This window comes from Nocardia sp. NPDC004123 (assembly GCF_053603795.1).
In genome coordinates, this window is the sequence record NZ_JBSGGG010000015.1 from 245,551 (window position 1) to 262,464 (window position 16,914).

The following is a 16,914-nucleotide window of genomic DNA, read 5'->3' on the forward strand; positions in this document are numbered from 1 at the left end:
CGCGTATGCCAGGGCGACAACTGATTTCGCAACGGTCGGGAAAACTCACCGGGCACGCCCGGAATCGTGTCGGCACCCAACCGCCGGCACGGACGCCCAACGACCAACGGCTCCGAGCCGCCCGCTGAAGTCCCGGAGAGGCGGAATTGTGTCCCGACGCGCCGCTGACGTTCCGGAGAGGCGGAATTGTCGGTGGTCTCCGGCACTATCTGCGCCATGACCGCACCGATGCTGTTCGCGCTGCTGCTGGTGTTCGTATCGGGGCTGGCCCTGGGCTGGCTCGGGCATGCCGCGCGCGCGGGACAGCGGGCGGCGGTGGCCGAGGCGCGGCTGGCGGCCATGCGGGACAACGAGCGGCTGTTGCGGCAATCACTCGGCGCGGCCAGCGAGGACGCGGCCCGACGGCAGTCCCATGCCATCGGCGCGCTGGTCGATCCGCTGCGGGAGGCGGTCGGCAGCCTCGACCGCCACCTTCGCGAGGTCGAGCACAATCGCATCAACGCGTACTCCGGCCTGCGCGAACAGGTCGCGGGCATGCAGCGGATGTCACATCAGTTGTCCACGCAGACCGGTCAATTGGTGGCCGCGCTGCGCGCGCCCCAGGTGCGCGGCCGCTGGGGCGAGATCCAGCTCGAGCGTGTGGTCGAGCTGGCCGGCATGGCCCGGCACTGTGACTTCGACACCCAGGTCACCCGCCGCGGCGACACCGTGGTGCGCCCGGATCTGGTGGTGCGCCTGTCCGGCGGCCGCCAGATCGTGGTGGACGCCAAGGTGCCCTGCACCGCCTTCCTGGACGCCGCCGGTACCGAGGACCCGCGCGAGCGCGAGGGCCACCTGGCCCGCCACGCCCGGCATCTGCGCAACCATGTGGATCAGCTGGCGGCCAAGGAGTACTGGGCGGCCTTCGATCCCTCCCCCGAGTTCGTGGTCCTGTTCGTACCCGGCGATCCGTTCCTGGACGCGGCCCTCACCACCGACTCCGGATTGCTCGAGTACGCCTTCGGTCGCAATGTGGTCCTGGCGACGCCCACCACACTCATGGCCTTGCTGCGCACGGTCGCGCTGGGCTGGCGGCAGGAGGCGCTGTCGGCGGACATGGCGGTGATCCAACAACTGGGCCGGGAGCTCTACACCCGGCTCGGCACCACCGGCCGCCACCTGGACCGGCTGGGCGCGCAGCTGGGCAAGGCGGTCGACGCCTACAACCACACCGTGGCGTCGGTGGAGGCGCGGGTCATGGTGACCGCCCGGAAGCTGCACGACCTGGAGATCGCCGACGCGCCGGTCCCCGAAGTCCGCAGGGTCGAGAGCTGGCCGCGCGCAGTCGGCTTCGCAGATGCGATGGATCGCGAAGGATGAGGTTGGACACATGAGCACGCCATTCAGGGCTCGGTCTACAAGCGCGCAGAGGTTCGCGGCGCGTCTCGTTCTGGACTGCGCTCCGCCTCCCCGCGCTTGGAGCGGGGGAGCGAAGCGGAGGAGCGGAGGAGGGAAGAACGAGACTTTCAGCGCCGCGAACCCGCCCGGAGGGCAGTCGAGGGCAAATTAGACAGAGCTTCCGCATACCCGCGTGATGTCGCCTGCCTCGCGAAACACCGATATGCCTTAGTGTGCTTGACGTGGCAGTTACCCAACGCGAGCGAACCGAGGTGCCCCCGTCGCACCGTTCGATCCTGCCGTCGGTTCCCGGCGTCCCGGCCGGAGCCGCGGTGCTGATCGCTGTGACGTGCACGTTCATCGGTCTTCTGATCGACGCTCAGAGCGCGGGTAGCCGACCACAGGGCGACGAACTCACCGGTTCCTTCGCCTTGCTGTACATCGGCGGCTGTGTGGTGGCCGTGCTCGCGGTCCGCTACCGGGGACTGTTCACCACGCTCGTGCTGCCGCCGTTGCTGCTGTTCGTCGCGGTGCCGCTGGCCTACCAGTTCCTATTCGGGTCCTCCGGCAGTCTCAAGCTGAAGGACATCCTGCTGAATCTGGCCATCCCGCTGGTGAATCGGTTCCCCACCATGGCGCTGGCCACCGTGATCGTGCTGATCGTCGGCGCCGTCCGCATCGTGCTGCACCACCGCGAGACCAAGGCCGGCGCGACCGGCGAACCGCGCAGGACCCGGGCTCGTGCCACCCGTCCCGGCAGCGCCCGCGCCCAGCGCACCCGCTCCACCGCCTCCAAGGAACCTGCCAGACGCCGCTTCCGGCCCGGCGCGGACACCGCCGAAGAAGGCGACACCCCCGACACCGAGACCGCTCGTTCGTCCCGGCACGCGGGCGCCCGGGTCGCGGCCGGGCCGCCGCGGGTAAGCAACACCGGCCGGCCCGCCGGCGAGGGCCGCCGCCGCGCCCAGGATCCGGATCAGGCCGCCGCCGAACGCACCCCGGCCGCCACCGAGGGCCGCCGCCGCGCCGCGGGCCCGAACCAGTCCGGCGCCGCCACCGCCGAGGGCCGCCGCCGGGCCCAGTACGCCGAGCAGCCGTCCCGCGCCGGCGAGCGCCGCGCGGCCCCTGGCGACCAGCCCCGCAGCGGTGAGCGCCGCGCCGCCCCGGCCGATCGCCCCCGCAACGGTGAGCGTCGCGCCACCCCGCCGGCGCCGGAGGCCGCCCAGGGCGAGGGCCGCCGCCGTGCGCAGAGCCCCGAGCAGGCCATGGGTCGCGGCGCCGAACGCCACGCCGCCCCCGAGCGCAATCCGGCCCCTGCCGCCGAGGGTGGCCGCCGCCGTCGCGCGCAGCCGGGTGAACTGCCGCCGCATCCGCGCCCGAATGTGCGCTACCGCGAACGTGATTCGGGTCGCATCGAACGCTGAATCCCCGGCGACATTCGAGCGACTCGCACCGTATATTTCCGGCAATCAGGAAATCGGGCACGAAAAAAGATCATCCGGATAGCAAATTCGCGCCCTCCACAACGAATGTGGAGGGCGCGAATGCGTTTCGGAACGAGTTACGCGCGCGCGGTGCGAAGTTCGCGCGGCAGCGAGAAGACCAGCGTCTCGTTGGCCGTCGTGACCGGAACCACCGCACCGAAACCGTGCTCGGCCAGCAATTCCAGCACGCCCTCCACGAGAATCTCCGGAACCGAGGCGCCGGAGGTGACACCGACCGTGCGAATACCCTCCAGCCAGGCGGGATCCACCTCGCGCGCGTAGTCCACCAGCTGGGCGGCGCGGGCGCCGGCACTCAGCGCGACCTCCACCAGCCGGACCGAGTTGGACGAGTTCCGGGAGCCGACCACGATCACCAGATCGCATTCGGGGGCCATGGCCTTCACCGCGGTCTGGCGGTTGGAGGTGGCGTAGCAGATGTCGTCGCTCGGCGGATCCTGCAGCTTGGGGAACTTCTGGCGCAGGCGGTTGACCGTCTCCATGGTCTCGTCCACCGACAGCGTGGTCTGGGAGAGCCAGATCACCTTGTTCTCGTCGCGCACGGTGACCGAGTCGACGGCGTCGGGGCCGTCCACCAGCTGCACGTGGTCGGGCGCCTCACCGGCGGTGCCCTCGACCTCCTCGTGGCCCTCGTGGCCGATGAGCAGGATGTCGAAGTCGTCGCGGGCGAAGCGCTTGGCCTCCTGGTGCACCTTGGTGACCAGCGGGCAGGTGGCGTCGATGGTGTGCAGGTTGCGGCGGGCGGCGGACTCGTGGACGGCCGGGGACACGCCGTGTGCGGAGAACACCACGAGCGCGCCCTCCGGCACCTCCTCGGTCTGGTCGACGAAGATCACACCGCGCTCGCGCAGCGTTTCCACCACGTGCCGGTTGTGCACGATTTCCTTGCGGACATAGATGGGCGCGCCGTGCTTTTCGAGCGCCTTCTCCACCGTTTCGACCGCTCGGTCCACACCGGCGCAGTAGCCGCGCGGTTCGGCGAGCAGTACTCGCTTCTCTTGTGGGCCCCGTGGCGCGTCGGCATCACCCGCCGCGGACCCGACGATTCCGACGTTCAAAGGGATAGCCGAGGACATGCCCCACAGAATACGTGTGCGCTCCGGCGCGCATTCGCGCGGAGGTCAGGGTCACAATCACTTTTCGCGGCTTTTCACCTTTGCATCACACGGCGTTTCGGGCAGGCTAGGGGCATGTTCCGACCTCCGTTCCTGGCCCGGGTCGCCGCCGGGGCCGCCGTCTATGCTCTCGAGGAAACTCGTCGGCTACCGACGACCGCGATCAATTTCCCGATCACCGCGATCAGCCAGGTGCTGCAGACCACCATGCACCTCCAGCAGTTCGTGACCAGCCTCGCCCTCAAGGGCGACGCCGTTTTCGACCGTTTGCTCAACCAGCCCGAAGAACAGCCCGCCTGGGCCACCTTCGATGAGGACGAGGAAGACGAGCAAACTCCGAGCTTCGCTGCCGAATCGGTACGGCAGAGCCGTTTCGACCTCTTCACCGAGCCGGAACCGGCCGTCGCGGCGCCCGCTCCGGCCGTGGTGGAGCCGGTCGCGGCCCCTGAACCGGCCGCGGTCGAGACCGAGCCGGTCGCGGTCGACCCCGAACCGGTGCCCGCCGAATCGGCCGCGCAGGAGGCAGCCGATCCGGAGGTCACCGAGACCGCAGCGCCCGCAACGGCTTCCAAGACCGACACCAACGGCCACCACAGCAGCGCCGTCGTCGAGCCCGAAGTGGCGGCCCGCTTCGACTACTCCGCCATGACCATCGCCCAGCTGCGCGCCCGCCTGCGCCAGCTGACCGTCGACGACCTCGTGGCGCTGCTCGCCTACGAGCAGGAGACCCTCGACCGCGCCCCGTTCGTCACCATGCTGACCAACCGGATCGCGACCGTTCAGGCGAAGTGAACCCAACTCTTTCGGGGCCCGGCCCCGGAACTCCGGCACCGTCACATCGGCGGTCCTCGACCAGCGCCGGCCGCTCGGGCTACCGCCCGGGCGGCCGGTGTTCGTATTCACCGGGATCCGTGGGGTCGGACAAGCGCGTGCATCCCGTGTCGGCGGGCGGTGTGCGCCGGGCGTCGGTGGGCACTGACAGAATCGTGCGGTGAGCACCGATACGACGCCGCGGCCGCCGAGCTCGTCCGCCGAGAACCCGATGCCGGTGCGGACCGTCGCGGTGAAGGTGGCGCAGTGGATCGACCGGCTGGGGGCGGTCTGGGTGGAGGGGCAGATCACCCAGATGAATGTGCGGCCGGGGACGCGGACGGCCTTTCTGGTGCTGCGAGATACGGCGGCGGACATGTCGCTGTCGGTGACCTGTGATCCGGAGCTGCTGCGTAATTCGGCGGTGCCGCTGCAGGAGGGCAGCCGGGTCGTCGTGTACGGCAAGCTGTCGTTCTTCACCGGGCGGGGCACGGTGTCGTTGCGGGTGACCGAGATTCGGCCGGTGGGCATCGGCGAGCTGCTGGCCCGCATCGAACGCTTGAAGGCGCTGCTGTCGGCGGAGGGCCTGTTCGATCCGCGGCTCAAGCGCCCGATCCCGTTCCTGCCCAATCGGATCGGCCTGATCACCGGCCGCGCCAGCGCCGCCGAGCACGATGTGGTGACGGTGGCCACGCAGCGGTGGCCCGCGGTGCGTTTCGAGATTCGCAATACCGCCGTGCAGGGCCCGACCGCGGTGCCGCAGATCCTGGAGGCCATCGCCGCGCTCGACGCGAATCCCGAGGTGGATGTGATCGTGCTGGCGCGCGGCGGCGGCAGCGTCGAGGACCTGCTGCCGTTCTCCGATGAAACCCTGTGCCGCGCCATCGTTTCCGCCACCACTCCGATCGTGAGCGCCATCGGCCACGAGCCGGACAATCCGATCTCGGACTATGTCGCCGACCTGCGGGCCGCCACCCCGACCGACGCCGCCAAGCGCATCGTTCCCGACGCCGCCGCCGAAACCGCGCTGCTGCAGGAACTTCGGTCCCGCGCGAACGCGGCCCTGCGCGGCTGGGTGGACCGCGAGGCCCGCGCCCTGGCCCAATTGCGTTCCCGCCCGGTGCTGGCCGACCCGCTGCGGCTGCTCGATCAGCGCCACGACGAGGTGGAGCGGCTGCGCGCCGGCGCCCAGCGGGCCGTGGACCATCTGCTGAACGGAGAGTCCACCACCACCCGGCACCTGCGCGAAAAGCTCTCCGCGGTGGGCCCGGCCGCCACCCTGGCCCGCGGTTACGCCGTGGTGCAGCGGGTGAACGGCAAGGACCGCGCGGTGGTCCGCGCCATCGAGGACTCCCCGCCCGGCACGCAGCTCCGTATCCGGGTGGCCGACGGCGCGATCTCCGCCGCCGCCCTCGGCGCCCAATCCCTGGCTCCCCGCCCGACCCGGAAGGACTCCTGATGACCGACGACGAACGCTCCGAAATCGCCACCTTCGGCTACGAGCGCGCCCGCGACGAGCTGGTCAATGTCGTCAAGATGCTCGAGCAGGGCGGCATGGATCTCGACGACTCGCTGGCCCTGTGGGAACGCGGCGAAGCCCTCGCCACCCGCTGCGAACAGCACCTCGCCGGCGCCCGCAAGCGCGTCGAGGATGCCCTCGCCCACCGCACCGCCCAGGAGTGACCGCTAGGCAACGACCGTCCCCTGGTGAAAAACGATCTGCCAGTCCGCCCCGGCCCGCCGCCAGATAGTGGCCCGCCGGCTGACCCGCTCCGGCTGCCGCAATAGATAGGTCAGCAGGTACAGGTCGGGAGCCAGCTCCTGGCATCGGAACTCGCTGGTCTCCCAGATCTCCTCGGCCGGCGTCCGCTGCCGCTCGGCCAGTACCTCGAGCACGTAGTCGCGGTCGAAGCACCGCCCGGACGCGCCGATCTCCCAGAAGTCGGCGGCCACCATCGGCGCGAAATCGGTGCCCAGTTCGGGCCGATGGAAGATCGGTTCGCGGGCGCGCAGTTCGTCGAGGACGCTCATGCCGCTCATCGCAGCCGAAGACCGCGGTGGGGTCGAGCGATTTATCCGATCAGCTGCGCGGCAGCGGCTGCGCCTGGCCCATGGCGGTGGCGAGGGTATCGAAGGCGGTGGGATTGCCGGCGCCCTTGATGAGGACGCGGACATCGCCGAAGTCGCTGATCCACGCGGGCTCGGAGCCGGCCTCGGCGTAGACATTCCACATATGGTCGCCGTACCGCTGGGTGCCGGTGGCGGTCTTGGCGGGCGCGTACTTCTTGGCGATGGCGTCGACGGTCGCGTTCGACTGCGTCAACTGCATGTAGGTGCCCTGGGGGGTGATGAATCCGACTGTGCTGGTGTCACCGCCACCCGTCCCGGCGATGGTGTCGTGGCTGCCCGAGTTCGGAGTCCATTTGTCCGGATCCGTATCCGGCAGGGCCGGCAGGCGGATCGGGAAGGACAGGTGGCGCGCGTCGTCGGTGAGCGCTGCCTTCGCATCGAAGGCCGGGATCCGGCCCTGGGTCGGACCGCCGGTGGAGAACGAGCACTGGCTCGCGATCCCGGCGATGACCAGGCAGATGAGCACCAGCGGAGCGAGCGACCAGATCAGGTCCTTGTAGTCGTTCTGACTGCGCGGCTTTTGGTACGACACGCACTCAGTATCCACGGGGCCCGGGTGCGACCGAGCTCACGGTCTCGGGAAACGTAAGTACGTGCCGAGGGCCGTAAACCGCAATGCGACAATTTACGCAGCTTTAGACAACCAAGGAGGCTCTCGTCATGACCGCATCCAGCCGCCGCGAGGCACCGGACCGCAACCTAGCGCTCGAGTTGGTCCGGGTCACCGAGGCCGGCGCCATGGCCGCGGGCCGCTGGGTCGGCCGTGGTGACAAGGAGGGCGGCGACGGCGCGGCCGTGGACGCCATGCGGCAGCTGGTGGCGACGGTCTCCATGCGCGGCATCGTCGTGATCGGTGAGGGCGAGAAGGACGAAGCGCCCATGCTGTACAACGGCGAGCTGGTCGGCGACGGCACCGGCGCGGAACTGGATTTCGCGGTCGACCCGATCGACGGCACCACCCTGATGTCGAAGGGTTCCCCGGGCGCGATCTCCGTGCTGGCGGTCGCCGAGCGCGGCGCCATGTTCGACCCCTCGGCCGTGTTCTACATGGAGAAGATCGCCGTCGGCCCCGACGCCGCCGACGTGATCGACCTGTCGGCCCCGATCGCGGAGAACCTACGCCGGGTCGCCAAGGCCAAGAACTCCTCGGTCTCCGACCTGACCGTGTGCATCCTGGACCGCCCCCGCCACGCCGAGCACATGAAGGCCGTGCGCGACGCGGGCGCCCGCATCCGCCTCATCTCCGACGGTGACGTGGCCGGCGCCATCGCGTGTGCCCGTCCGGAGTCCGGCGTCGACATGCTGATCGGCATCGGCGGCACCCCCGAGGGCATCATCGCCGCGGCCGCCATGCGCTGCCTGGGCGGCGCGCTGCAGGCCAAGCTGGCCCCCAAGGACGACGCCGAGCGGCAGAAGGCCATCGACGCCGGTCACGACCTGGACCGCATCCTGAACACCACGGATCTGGTCTCCGGTGAGGACGTCTTCTTCAGCGCCACCGGAGTCACCGACGGCGATCTGCTCAAGGGCGTCCGCTACTACGGCGGCGGCGCGTACACCCAGTCCATCGTCATGCGCGCCAAGTCCGGCACCATCCGCATGGTCGACGCCTACCACCGGCTGACCAAGCTGCGCGAGTACGCGTCGGTGGACTTCGTCGGCGACGAGCACGCCACCCCGCCGCTCCCCTGATCCGAGCGAAACAGCTTGCCGCCCCGGTGGATCCGTCCATCGGGGCGGCGCTGTCTCCGGGACCGGCGATGTCCTATTCCCACAGGCGCTGTGCGGATTCCCTCAGGCGTGGCACTCCCACGGGGTGCGCGGCGGGCATAGGGTCGGTTCATGAGCGAGGAGACGCAGTACCGCATCGAACACGACACCATGGGCGAGGTCCGCGTTCCCGTCGACGCGCTGTGGCGGGCGCAAACCCAGCGGGCGGTGGAGAACTTCCCGATCAGCGGACGCGGCCTGGAGCGCGCGCAGATTCGCGCACTCGGCCTGCTGAAGGCGGCCTGCGCGGCCGTGAATCGCGATCTGGGTCTACTGGACAAGGCCAAGGCCGACGCCATCATCGCGGCGGCGGAGGAGGTCGCCGACGGCCGCCACGACGACCAGTTCCCGATCGATGTCTTCCAGACCGGATCGGGCACCAGCTCGAACATGAACGCCAACGAGGTGATCGCGAGCATCGCCGCCCGTGACGGCGTCACCGTGCACCCCAACGACGACGTCAACATGTCGCAGTCGTCCAATGACACCTTCCCCACCGCAACGCATCTCGCGGCCACCGAGGCGGTGGTCAAGGATCTGGTCCCGGCCCTGGATCATCTGCGGCTGGCGCTGCTGGACAAGTCCCAGGAGTGGAAGTACGTGGTCAAGTCCGGCCGTACCCATCTGATGGACGCGGTTCCGGTCACCCTGGGCCAGGAGTTCGGCGGCTACACCCGGCAGGTGAGTGCGGGCATCGAGCGCCTGCTGGCCACCCTGCCCCGGGTGGGCGAGTTGGCCATCGGCGGCACCGCGGTCGGCACCGGATTGAACGCGCCGGCCGGTTTCGGCGCGAAAGTCGTTGCGGAGCTGGCCCGGGTGACCGATCTGGATCACCTGTCGGAGGCCCGCGACCACTTCGAGGCGCAGGCGGCCCGCGACGGCCTGGTGGAGTTGTCCGGTGCGCTGCGCACGGTCGCGATCAGTCTGACCAAGATCGCCAACGATATTCGCTGGATGGGTTCGGGCCCACTCACCGGTCTGGCCGAGCTACAGCTGCCGGACCTGCAGCCGGGTTCCTCGATCATGCCGGGCAAGGTGAATCCGGTACTGCCGGAGGCGGTTACGCAGGTGGCCGCGCAGGTCATCGGCAATGATGCCGCGATCGCCTGGGGCGGCGGCAGCGGCGCCTTCGAATTGAACGTCTACATTCCGATGATGGCCCGCAATGTGCTGGAGTCGATTCGCCTGCTGGCCAATGTCTCCCGCCTGTTCGCCGACAAGTGCGTCCGTGGCCTGGTCGCCGATGTGGACCGGCTGCGGCGGCTGGCGGAATCCTCGCCGTCGATCGTGACCCCGTTGAATTCGGCCATCGGTTACGAGGAGGCGGCGGCCGTCGCCAAGCAGGCGTTGAAGGAGCACAAGACGATCCGGCAGACGGTCATCGACCGCGGTCTGATCGGCGACAAGCTCTCGATCGAGGAGCTGGATCGCCGGCTGGATGTGCTCTCCATGGCGCAGGTGGATGGAAAGAACGAATAGGGCGCCACATTCGGCATCCGGCTCGGCGGGTGTGGCGGCGGTGGCTGCCACACCCGCGCCAGGGGTTCACGCGGCCCCGACCATGTCCGGGTAGTTCTTCAGATCGATGTCGTTCTTGGCGTTCTCGGCGTACTTCGCCATCATCTTGAAGCCGCGCGAACGCACGAACCAATTACGAAGGCGCAGACCGCGTGCGGTCCGAGGCGCCAGGAATCGGCCGGGGCTGGCATCGTCGGTCTTGCGCAGCAGGCGCTTCATGATTTCTTCGTAGCGAGCGAATGCCACGGTGTGATCGCCGTCGGCCGCGGCCAATTCACCGGCCAGCACATAGGCCCCGACAATCGCCGAACCGGTGCCGAATCCGTTCAGCGTGTGGCCGTGCGCGGAATCGCCGACCAGCGCCACCCGCCCCGACGTGAAGTGCTTCATCGACACCTTGGCGATGGCGTCCAGGTAGAAGCCGTCCAGGCGCGGGAGTTCGGCCAGCATGCGCGGCACCTCCCAGCCCATTCCGGCGAAACGCTCGGCGACGATACCGCGCTGCTGATCGAAATCGTCACGCGAGTAATCGATTTCGGGCGAGGCGAACAGGTACATCTGCGCGGCCTTGTTACCGCCCGTCATGGCGAGCCGACCGGGGGTATTGCAGCCGAGAGACCTGGCGCGGGGCCGATTCCCTTCCGGCATGTCCTCCCAGACCGAGGCTCCCGCGATGGCGTAGTAGTAGCCGTCGTGCGTGACGAAGTCCGCCTCCGGGCCGAAGGCCAGCTTCCGCACCCGTGAATGGATGCCGTCGCATCCGAAGACCAGATCGAAGACCCGCGCGGGCGCGTTCTCGAATTCGACGTATACGCCGTCGCCGGTCTCCCGCAGCGCGGTGACGGTGTCGCCGAAGAGGTATTCGCACTCTCCCGCGGTCCGGCTGTAGAGGATCCGGGCGAGGTCGCCGCGCAGGATCTCGATATCGCCGCCGAGGAACTCCCCGGCCATCACGGCCTGCTCGACGCCGCTCTCGTCGATCAGCACCCAGTCGGTCTTACCGGTCTGCCGCCGCTCGATGTCGTCGAGCACGCCCATGCGCTCGAGCACGGTCATGTGGGTCTCGCCGGTGAAATCGACGGCCTGGCCGCCGGCGCGCAGCGCGGGCGCCTTCTCGACCACGGTCACCTGGAAGCCGTAGCGGTGCAGCCAGTAGGCGAGGGCAGGGCCGGCGACGCTGGCTCCGGAGATGAGGACGGTGGTGTTGCGCATGGCGGTGACTCCTTCGATAACTGCGTCCATCGGACGCTGTTGATGGCGATAGCGTACGATGGACGCAGTTTCACGTCAAGCTCGGAATCCGGAAGGATGGCGACCATGTCGGCACCGACCACCCTCGAACTGCTCTGGGGCTCCCCCGACCGTCCTCGGCGCGGGCCCAAGCCGTCCCTCACACTGGAGCGCATCGTCGCCGAGGCCATCGACCTCGCCGACGCCGAAGGACTGGCCAACCTGTCCATGGCGCGGCTGGCCGAACGCCTCGGCTGCGCCAAGATGGCGCTGTACCGCTACTTCCCCGGCAAGACCGAGCTCATCGCGCTCATGCTGGACACCGCCCTCGGCGTGCCGCCGGAAAACACCACCGCCCCTTCGGATTCCGATCCGGAACCCTGGCGCACCTATCTACGCCCGTGGACCGAGACCTTCTTCACCCGGGCCGTCGCACACCCCTGGGGGAACGACGCGTCCACCGGCGTCCGCCCGATGGGCCCCAATGAGCTGGCCTGGCTCGATTCGGCCGTCGGCGCGCTGAACGGCACCGGTCTGACCGCGGCCGAGTGTTTCGACACCGTCGTGCTGCTGCTCGGTCACGCCCGCGGCATCGCCCAGCAGACCGCGACGGCGGGTGAGGATCTGGAGGGCGAACTGGCCCGAGAGCTCGGCGCGGTGCTGTCGGCGCAGGCAGAGCGCTTTCCGCACGCCGCGGCCGCCTTCGCCGAGACCATGTCCGGAACCGCCGCCGAGACCGGCCGCGACAATGCCCTCGCCTTCGGCATCGATCGCATCCTGGACGGTTTGGCCGTGCTCATCGAGACCCGGCGTAACCGCCACGAACGGACACAGCGGTAGTTGCCGCGGATATCTGTGCCACTGCCCGGTTTCGGCCTACGCTCGGCTCATGTCAGAGCTACCCGAGCTGAAGCAGGATCCGGTCACCACGGTGCGCGAGTTCTTCGCGGCAATGGAAATGAAGATCGTCGGCGAAGCCCTGGAGCTGGTCGATCCCGGCATCGTCTGGAAGAACACCTCGCTCCCCGACATTCGCGGCGTGGACCGCGTGCGCTGGGTCCTGAATCTGCTCAACAGTCCCCGCTACGGCTTCCGCGCCGATATGCATCACATCGCCGCCACCGAGGACGGCACGGTGCTCACCGAACGCACCGACTATCTGCGCATGGGCCCGGTCGAGATCTCGTTCTGGGTCTGCGGCACCTTCGAGTTCCGTGACGGCCGCATCACGCTGTGGCACGACCACTTCAGCTGGGAGAACTTCCTGCGCGGCACGGTCACCGGCGTCGTGCGCGCACTCCTTCCCCGCTGAGCCGGCTCCCTCGGCGGAAAGCACGACGCCCGCCACGTATTCGCGGCGGGCGTCGGCATCGAACCGCGCACAGGGCACGGGATCAGGTTCTGCGGGGCAGGGGCATGCTCAGGGGCGCAGGTGGGCCAGTTCGGCGCGCGCCTTCTCGCCTTCCTCGTCGAAGTCGTTGCGGGTGAAGATCTTCCACTGCTCGAGCAGGGGCGCGAAGACCAGTTCGGCTTCGTTCGCACGGTCGTAGATGCCGGCCTCGGCGAGGACCTCGTCGCTGGTGCGGCCGTCGGCGAGCTGCACCACGGGGGCGTGGAAGTCGGCGATGCGGTCGGCGATGGCGCGCACGGTCTGATCGGGGGCCAGGTCGAGGGCCGCGCCGACCAGGTTGGCGAAGAAGACGGCCTGCAGTTCGTCGTCGGCGGCCAGCCGGTCGGCAATGGTCGCGACCATGACATTGTCGGCCAGGCGCGCGGTGGTGCGGTGCCGGACGGCGGCCGCGGTCTCCTCCAGTGCCCAGGCGGCGAGCACGTCGGGCAGGTGCATGGCGGGGCGGCGGAAGCCGGTGGTCATGTGCGCCATGCGCATCCGCTCCAGCGCGACCGGGTCGACGGCGCGGGTGACCATCAGGTAGTTGCGGATGAGGATCTCGTGCCGGTTCTCCTCGGCGGTCCAGCGGCCGACCCAGCGCCACCACGGTCCGCTGCGCAGGTACTTGCCGACCTCGCGGTGGTAGGCGGGCAGGTTGTCGGCGATCAGCACGCTCACCGTGAGCGCGGTCTTGGAGACCTCGCTGAGGTCGGATTGCGCCGGATCCCAATCGGTTCCGCCGAGGAACTGGAAATTGCGGCCGTCGTCCCACGGCACGTAGTCGTGGGGCTGCCACTCGGGGGCGGCGGCGATGTGCCGCGCGAGGTTGGTCTCCACCTCGGCCGCGAGTGATTCCAGCAGTTCCCGATCGGACAAAACGTTCTGCACGCGAACAACCTAGCGGCATCGGGGCAAACATGTGGGCCTTCGCGCGGTATTCGAATCGGCTATGGCCGCAGCCAGGTCCGGGATGCCGTCACCGGGCGGCCCGGACCGGCCGGGCTACTTCTCGGTGACCGTGGTCTCGTTGTCCACCCAGGTGATGGAGCCGCCGCTGAAATCGCTCTGCTTGCCACCGGTGATGTCGTATTCGTCGCTGGTCGGGTAGCCGAGGGTGCCGTCGGCACCGCCCTGGTCGTCCCAGGCCTTGCGAATCTCGCCCCACACCACGTGGGTGCCGTGGGTCGGGCTGGAATAGATCGCACCGCCAGAGAATTCCTGCATCATGCCGCCGTCGGGCGCGTCCATGGCGGGGCCGGTGGGCATACCGAGAGTGCCGATGGCGCCGCCCATCTGGTTGTACTTCTCGAGAATGCCGCCGGCGACGGCGATCTCGGCGCCGTCGCGGGTGGCCATCTTGGTTTCGGCGGCGTGGGTGTCGTCGCCGGCCGGCGCGGCGGCGGTGGTCGAGGTCGTGGACGACGCGGAGTTCTTGTTGTCGTCCTTGCCGCAGCCCGCGCCGAGCGCGGTGACGACCGCGAGCACCGCGATGGCGCCAGCCGTACGTCGTGCGAAGTGGTGCATTTTCCATCCTCCCGCGAATCCTGGCCGACAACTCGGTTACGATCCGGCGAATCGGACAGCGCTCACCGAAGGGGTATCCGAGCTGGAATTACAGCGAAAGGTACCCCACCACATGTGAGTTCAACCACTTGCCAAAGAATTGCCCGGCCGGGGCGCGTCGCGCTCCGACCGGGCAGGTCCTAACTACCGGGCATCAGGAATTGGGCCCGAACTCCTCCAGCATCTCGGTGACCAGCGCCGCGATCGGCGACCGCTCACTACGGGTCAGGGTGACGTGCGCGAACAACGGGTGCCCCTTGAGCTTTTCGATCACGGCGGCCACGCCGTCGTGCCGGCCCACGCGTAGGTTGTCACGCTGTGCGACGTCGTGGGTGAGCACCACCCGCGACCCGCTGCCCAACCGGCTCAGCACCGTGAGCAGCACATTGCGTTCCAGCGACTGCGCCTCGTCCACGATCACGAAGGAGTCGTGCAGCGAGCGCCCGCGAATGTGGGTGAGCGGCAGCACCTCCAGCATGCCGCGCGCCTGCACCTCCTCCATCACCTCCGGGCTGGCCAGCCCCTCGAGGGTGTCGAAGACGGCCTGCGCCCACGGTCCCATCTTCTCGCTCTCGGAGCCCGGCAGATAGCCGAGCTCCTGTCCACCCACCGCGTAGAGCGGCCGGAACACCACCACCTTCCGATGCGAGCGGCGCTCCAGCACCGCTTCGAGCCCGGCGGTCAGCGCCAGCGCGGATTTGCCGGTGCCGGCCCGCCCGCCGAGGGAGACGATGCCGACGCTCTCGTCGAGCAGCAGATCCAGCGCGATGCGCTGTTCGGCCGAGCGCCCGTGCAGCCCGAAGGCCTCGCGATCACCCCGCACCAGTTGCACCCGCTTGTCCGGCGTCACCCGCGCCAGCGCGCTGCCGCGCGGGCCGAGCATCCGAATTCCGGTGTGGCAGGGCATGTCCCGAGCCTCGTCGAGGTCGATGACGCTGTCGGAGTAGAGCTTGTCGACGGTGCCGGTGGCGACCTCCAGTTCCACCATGCCGGTCCAGCCGGAGGTGACGACATCCTGCGCGTGGTACTCGTCGGCCCGCAGGCCGACCGCGCCGGCCTTGACGCGCAGCGGAATGTCCTTGGACACCAGCACGACCCGCTGTCCCTCGGCGGCCAGGTTGAGCGCGCAGGCCAGGATGCGGGAATCATTGGTGTCCGTGCGGAATCCGACGGGCAATACGGTTGGGTCGGTGTGGTTCAACTCCACCTGGAGTGTCCCGCCCTGGGTGCCGACCGACACCCGCTGATCGAGCCGACCGTGTGCCAGACGCATGTCGTCCAGCATGCGCAGTGCCTCGCGAGCGAACCAGCCGAGTTCGTGGTGATGGCGTTTGGCCTCGAGTTCACTGATCACCACCAGCGGCAGCACCACATGGTGCTCGCCGAAGCGGGTCAGTGCCCAGGGGTCGGACAGCAACACCGACGTGTCGACTACGAATGTTTTCGCCGGCCCGGAATCGGCCGACTGCGAGGCGCGAACTCCCCGTGTCGTGGTCAGCGGGCTCTGGTCAGAGCCGGCGTCCCTGCTGGGAGCGTTGACGGAGCGTGCATCAGTCACGGTGGGCTCCTTTGCCACTCGCGCGACACCGCGCGAGCGTTCTCGCTGGGCCGGTCAGCCTTGGGGTCGTACGACCCGAGGGCCGGGTGCCGGCCCCCTCGCACTGAGTTGCTCAGTCACGATCAGGACCTCCCGTACGAGCCACACCTACGCGGCTCGCACTCCCGACGCTACCGCCGAAATCGCGATCCGGCTTCCGGACTGCAGGGCGCATTGGTGAAGATCGCGTTAACGCGAGTCCGCTCTGTGTGTTTCGCCCAATTCACCCAGCAGCACGGGAACATGGCTGTGCTCCGGCTCTTTGGTGGCCGTGACCAGCGTCAACGGGGCGGTCGCGGCCTCCGACCGCAGGCGCGCCAGCCCCTCCTGCGCCGCGTCCGCGGCGAGCTCGATTCGATACCGGCGCTCGAACTCGGCACGGCGTGTCTCCGGCGCGGCGTGATACCACCTCCGCAGCTCGTTCGACGGCGTCACGTCCTTGGCCCATTCGTCTATGGCCGCTTGCTGTTTGCTGATGCCGCGCGGCCAGAGCCGGTCCACCAGCACCCGGCGGCCGTCGGCCGCATCGGGATCGTCGTACACGCGCTTGACCCGGTACCTGGGTTGCTGTGTCATGTCCTCCATTACAGTCGAGGTCATGGCCGAAACTGCGGATCTGGCAACGCTGCCCACCAAGGAATTGCACGACCGTGCTGTGAAGCTGGCAGCCCGGCGCGGCGACATCAAGTTCCTGTGGCAACTGCTCAAGGCGATTCCCGGCGCCGAGGTCGCGGCCGGCAATCAGGGCGAGGGCGAGGTCGACATCTGGAACACCGTCGCCCTGCTCGACGACTACTTCCACGCCGGCGAGGGCAGGGTCGGCGAGGCGCTGCGCCCGATGTACCTGGACTACCTGAGCAAGCACGCCTGAATCAGGAGCCGTCGTGCGTGCCGTGTCATCCCGTCGACACG

18 protein-coding genes are annotated in these 16,914 nt (G+C 69.0%); 10 read left to right on the plus strand and 8 right to left on the minus strand.

Annotated elements, in window-relative coordinates; genetic code table 11:
• The first annotated feature begins 216 nt into the window (after nt 1-216).
• Entirely contained in the window at nt 217-1,359 is a 1,143-nt protein-coding gene (locus ACWEQQ_RS23370; protein WP_452349667.1) for a DNA recombination protein RmuC, read from the plus strand.
• Between the two features lie 260 nt (nt 1,360-1,619).
• Nucleotides 1,620-2,801 (plus strand): DUF6542 domain-containing protein, encoded by a 1,182-nt coding sequence (locus ACWEQQ_RS23375; protein ID WP_452349668.1) that lies wholly within the window; start codon nt 1,620-1,622, stop codon nt 2,799-2,801.
• Between the two features lie 137 nt (nt 2,802-2,938).
• Here the strand turns inward: ACWEQQ_RS23375 and ACWEQQ_RS23380 are convergent, their stop codons facing one another.
• Nucleotides 2,939-3,955 (minus strand): 4-hydroxy-3-methylbut-2-enyl diphosphate reductase, encoded by a 1,017-nt coding sequence (locus ACWEQQ_RS23380; protein ID WP_364620656.1) that lies wholly within the window; start codon nt 3,953-3,955, stop codon nt 2,939-2,941.
• A gap of 114 nt (nt 3,956-4,069) precedes the next feature.
• On the opposite strand from ACWEQQ_RS23380, the gene ACWEQQ_RS23385 reads away from it, so the two are divergent.
• The 3 genes from ACWEQQ_RS23385 (at nt 4,070) to ACWEQQ_RS23395 (ending at nt 6,487) form a co-directional block, all read left to right on the plus strand.
• Entirely contained in the window at nt 4,070-4,786 is a 717-nt protein-coding gene (locus tag ACWEQQ_RS23385; protein WP_452349669.1) for a lipid droplet-associated protein, read from the plus strand.
• A 250-nt stretch (nt 4,787-5,036) separates the two neighbouring features.
• Nucleotides 5,037-6,263 carry an exodeoxyribonuclease VII large subunit gene (gene xseA / locus ACWEQQ_RS23390; protein ID WP_452349688.1) on the plus strand — a complete coding sequence of 409 codons (1,227 nt, stop codon included), beginning with the start codon at nt 5,037-5,039 and terminating at the stop codon, nt 6,261-6,263.
• Nucleotides 6,263-6,487, plus strand: a complete 225-nt coding sequence (locus ACWEQQ_RS23395) for an exodeoxyribonuclease VII small subunit (protein WP_452349670.1) — start codon at nt 6,263-6,265, stop codon at nt 6,485-6,487. Before xseA ends, ACWEQQ_RS23395 begins: the two co-directional genes overlap by 1 nt.
• A 3-nt stretch (nt 6,488-6,490) precedes the next feature.
• Here the strand turns inward: ACWEQQ_RS23395 and ACWEQQ_RS23400 are convergent, their stop codons facing one another.
• Both ACWEQQ_RS23400 and ACWEQQ_RS23405 read right to left on the minus strand, forming a co-directional pair.
• A complete protein-coding gene (locus ACWEQQ_RS23400; protein WP_452342428.1) occupies nt 6,491-6,835 on the minus strand; it encodes a nuclear transport factor 2 family protein in 345 nt (114 codons plus the stop codon).
• 49 nt (nt 6,836-6,884) lie between these two features.
• Complete coding sequence (locus ACWEQQ_RS23405) at nt 6,885-7,466, minus strand: DUF4245 domain-containing protein (RefSeq protein ID WP_452342427.1); 582 nt, start codon at nt 7,464-7,466, stop codon at nt 6,885-6,887.
• Between the two features lie 128 nt (nt 7,467-7,594).
• Between ACWEQQ_RS23405 and glpX the strand changes: the two genes are divergently transcribed.
• Entirely contained in the window at nt 7,595-8,626 is a 1,032-nt protein-coding gene (gene glpX, locus ACWEQQ_RS23410) for a class II fructose-bisphosphatase (protein ID WP_354833453.1), read from the plus strand.
• 150 nt (nt 8,627-8,776) lie between these two features.
• Complete coding sequence (locus ACWEQQ_RS23415) at nt 8,777-10,183, plus strand: class II fumarate hydratase (protein WP_452349671.1); 1,407 nt, start codon at nt 8,777-8,779, stop codon at nt 10,181-10,183.
• A gap of 66 nt (nt 10,184-10,249) precedes the next feature.
• Here ACWEQQ_RS23415 and ACWEQQ_RS23420 read toward each other — a convergent pair whose 3' ends face one another.
• On the minus strand, nt 10,250-11,434 hold the full coding sequence (locus ACWEQQ_RS23420; protein WP_452342425.1) for an FAD-dependent monooxygenase: 1,185 nt from the start codon (nt 11,432-11,434) through the stop codon (nt 10,250-10,252).
• Between the two features lie 105 nt (nt 11,435-11,539).
• Here ACWEQQ_RS23420 and ACWEQQ_RS23425 point away from each other — a divergent pair, with 105 nt between their 5' ends.
• Both ACWEQQ_RS23425 and ACWEQQ_RS23430 read left to right on the plus strand, forming a co-directional pair.
• Nucleotides 11,540-12,292: a TetR/AcrR family transcriptional regulator gene (locus tag ACWEQQ_RS23425; RefSeq protein ID WP_452349672.1), complete on the plus strand. Its 753-nt coding sequence runs from the start codon at nt 11,540-11,542 to the stop codon at nt 12,290-12,292.
• Between the two features lie 49 nt (nt 12,293-12,341).
• Nucleotides 12,342-12,764 carry a limonene-1,2-epoxide hydrolase family protein gene (locus ACWEQQ_RS23430; RefSeq protein WP_354833445.1) on the plus strand — a complete coding sequence of 141 codons (423 nt, stop codon included), beginning with the start codon at nt 12,342-12,344 and terminating at the stop codon, nt 12,762-12,764.
• 108 nt (nt 12,765-12,872) lie between these two features.
• Here the strand turns inward: ACWEQQ_RS23430 and ACWEQQ_RS23435 are convergent, their stop codons facing one another.
• From ACWEQQ_RS23435 to ACWEQQ_RS23450, 4 genes are all read right to left on the minus strand, one after another.
• Nucleotides 12,873-13,730, minus strand: a complete 858-nt coding sequence (locus tag ACWEQQ_RS23435; protein WP_452349673.1) for an acyl-ACP desaturase — start codon at nt 13,728-13,730, stop codon at nt 12,873-12,875.
• Nucleotides 13,731-13,844: 114 nt separating this feature from the next.
• The gene (locus ACWEQQ_RS23440) at nt 13,845-14,366 is read right to left on the minus strand and encodes an LGFP repeat-containing protein (protein ID WP_452349674.1); all 522 of its coding nucleotides are present in this window, start codon (nt 14,364-14,366) and stop codon (nt 13,845-13,847) included.
• Nucleotides 14,367-14,559: 193 nt separating this feature from the next.
• Nucleotides 14,560-15,903 (minus strand): PhoH family protein, encoded by a 1,344-nt coding sequence (locus ACWEQQ_RS23445; RefSeq protein ID WP_452349689.1) that lies wholly within the window; start codon nt 15,901-15,903, stop codon nt 14,560-14,562.
• Nucleotides 15,904-16,191: 288 nt separating this feature from the next.
• Nucleotides 16,192-16,578 (minus strand): DUF488 domain-containing protein, encoded by a 387-nt coding sequence (locus ACWEQQ_RS23450; protein WP_452342421.1) that lies wholly within the window; start codon nt 16,576-16,578, stop codon nt 16,192-16,194.
• Nucleotides 16,579-16,600: 22 nt separating this feature from the next.
• On the opposite strand from ACWEQQ_RS23450, the gene ACWEQQ_RS23455 reads away from it, so the two are divergent.
• Nucleotides 16,601-16,873, plus strand: coding sequence for a hypothetical protein (locus ACWEQQ_RS23455; protein WP_354833438.1), 273 nt, complete (start codon nt 16,601-16,603; stop codon nt 16,871-16,873).
• Nucleotides 16,874-16,914 lie beyond the last annotated feature (41 nt).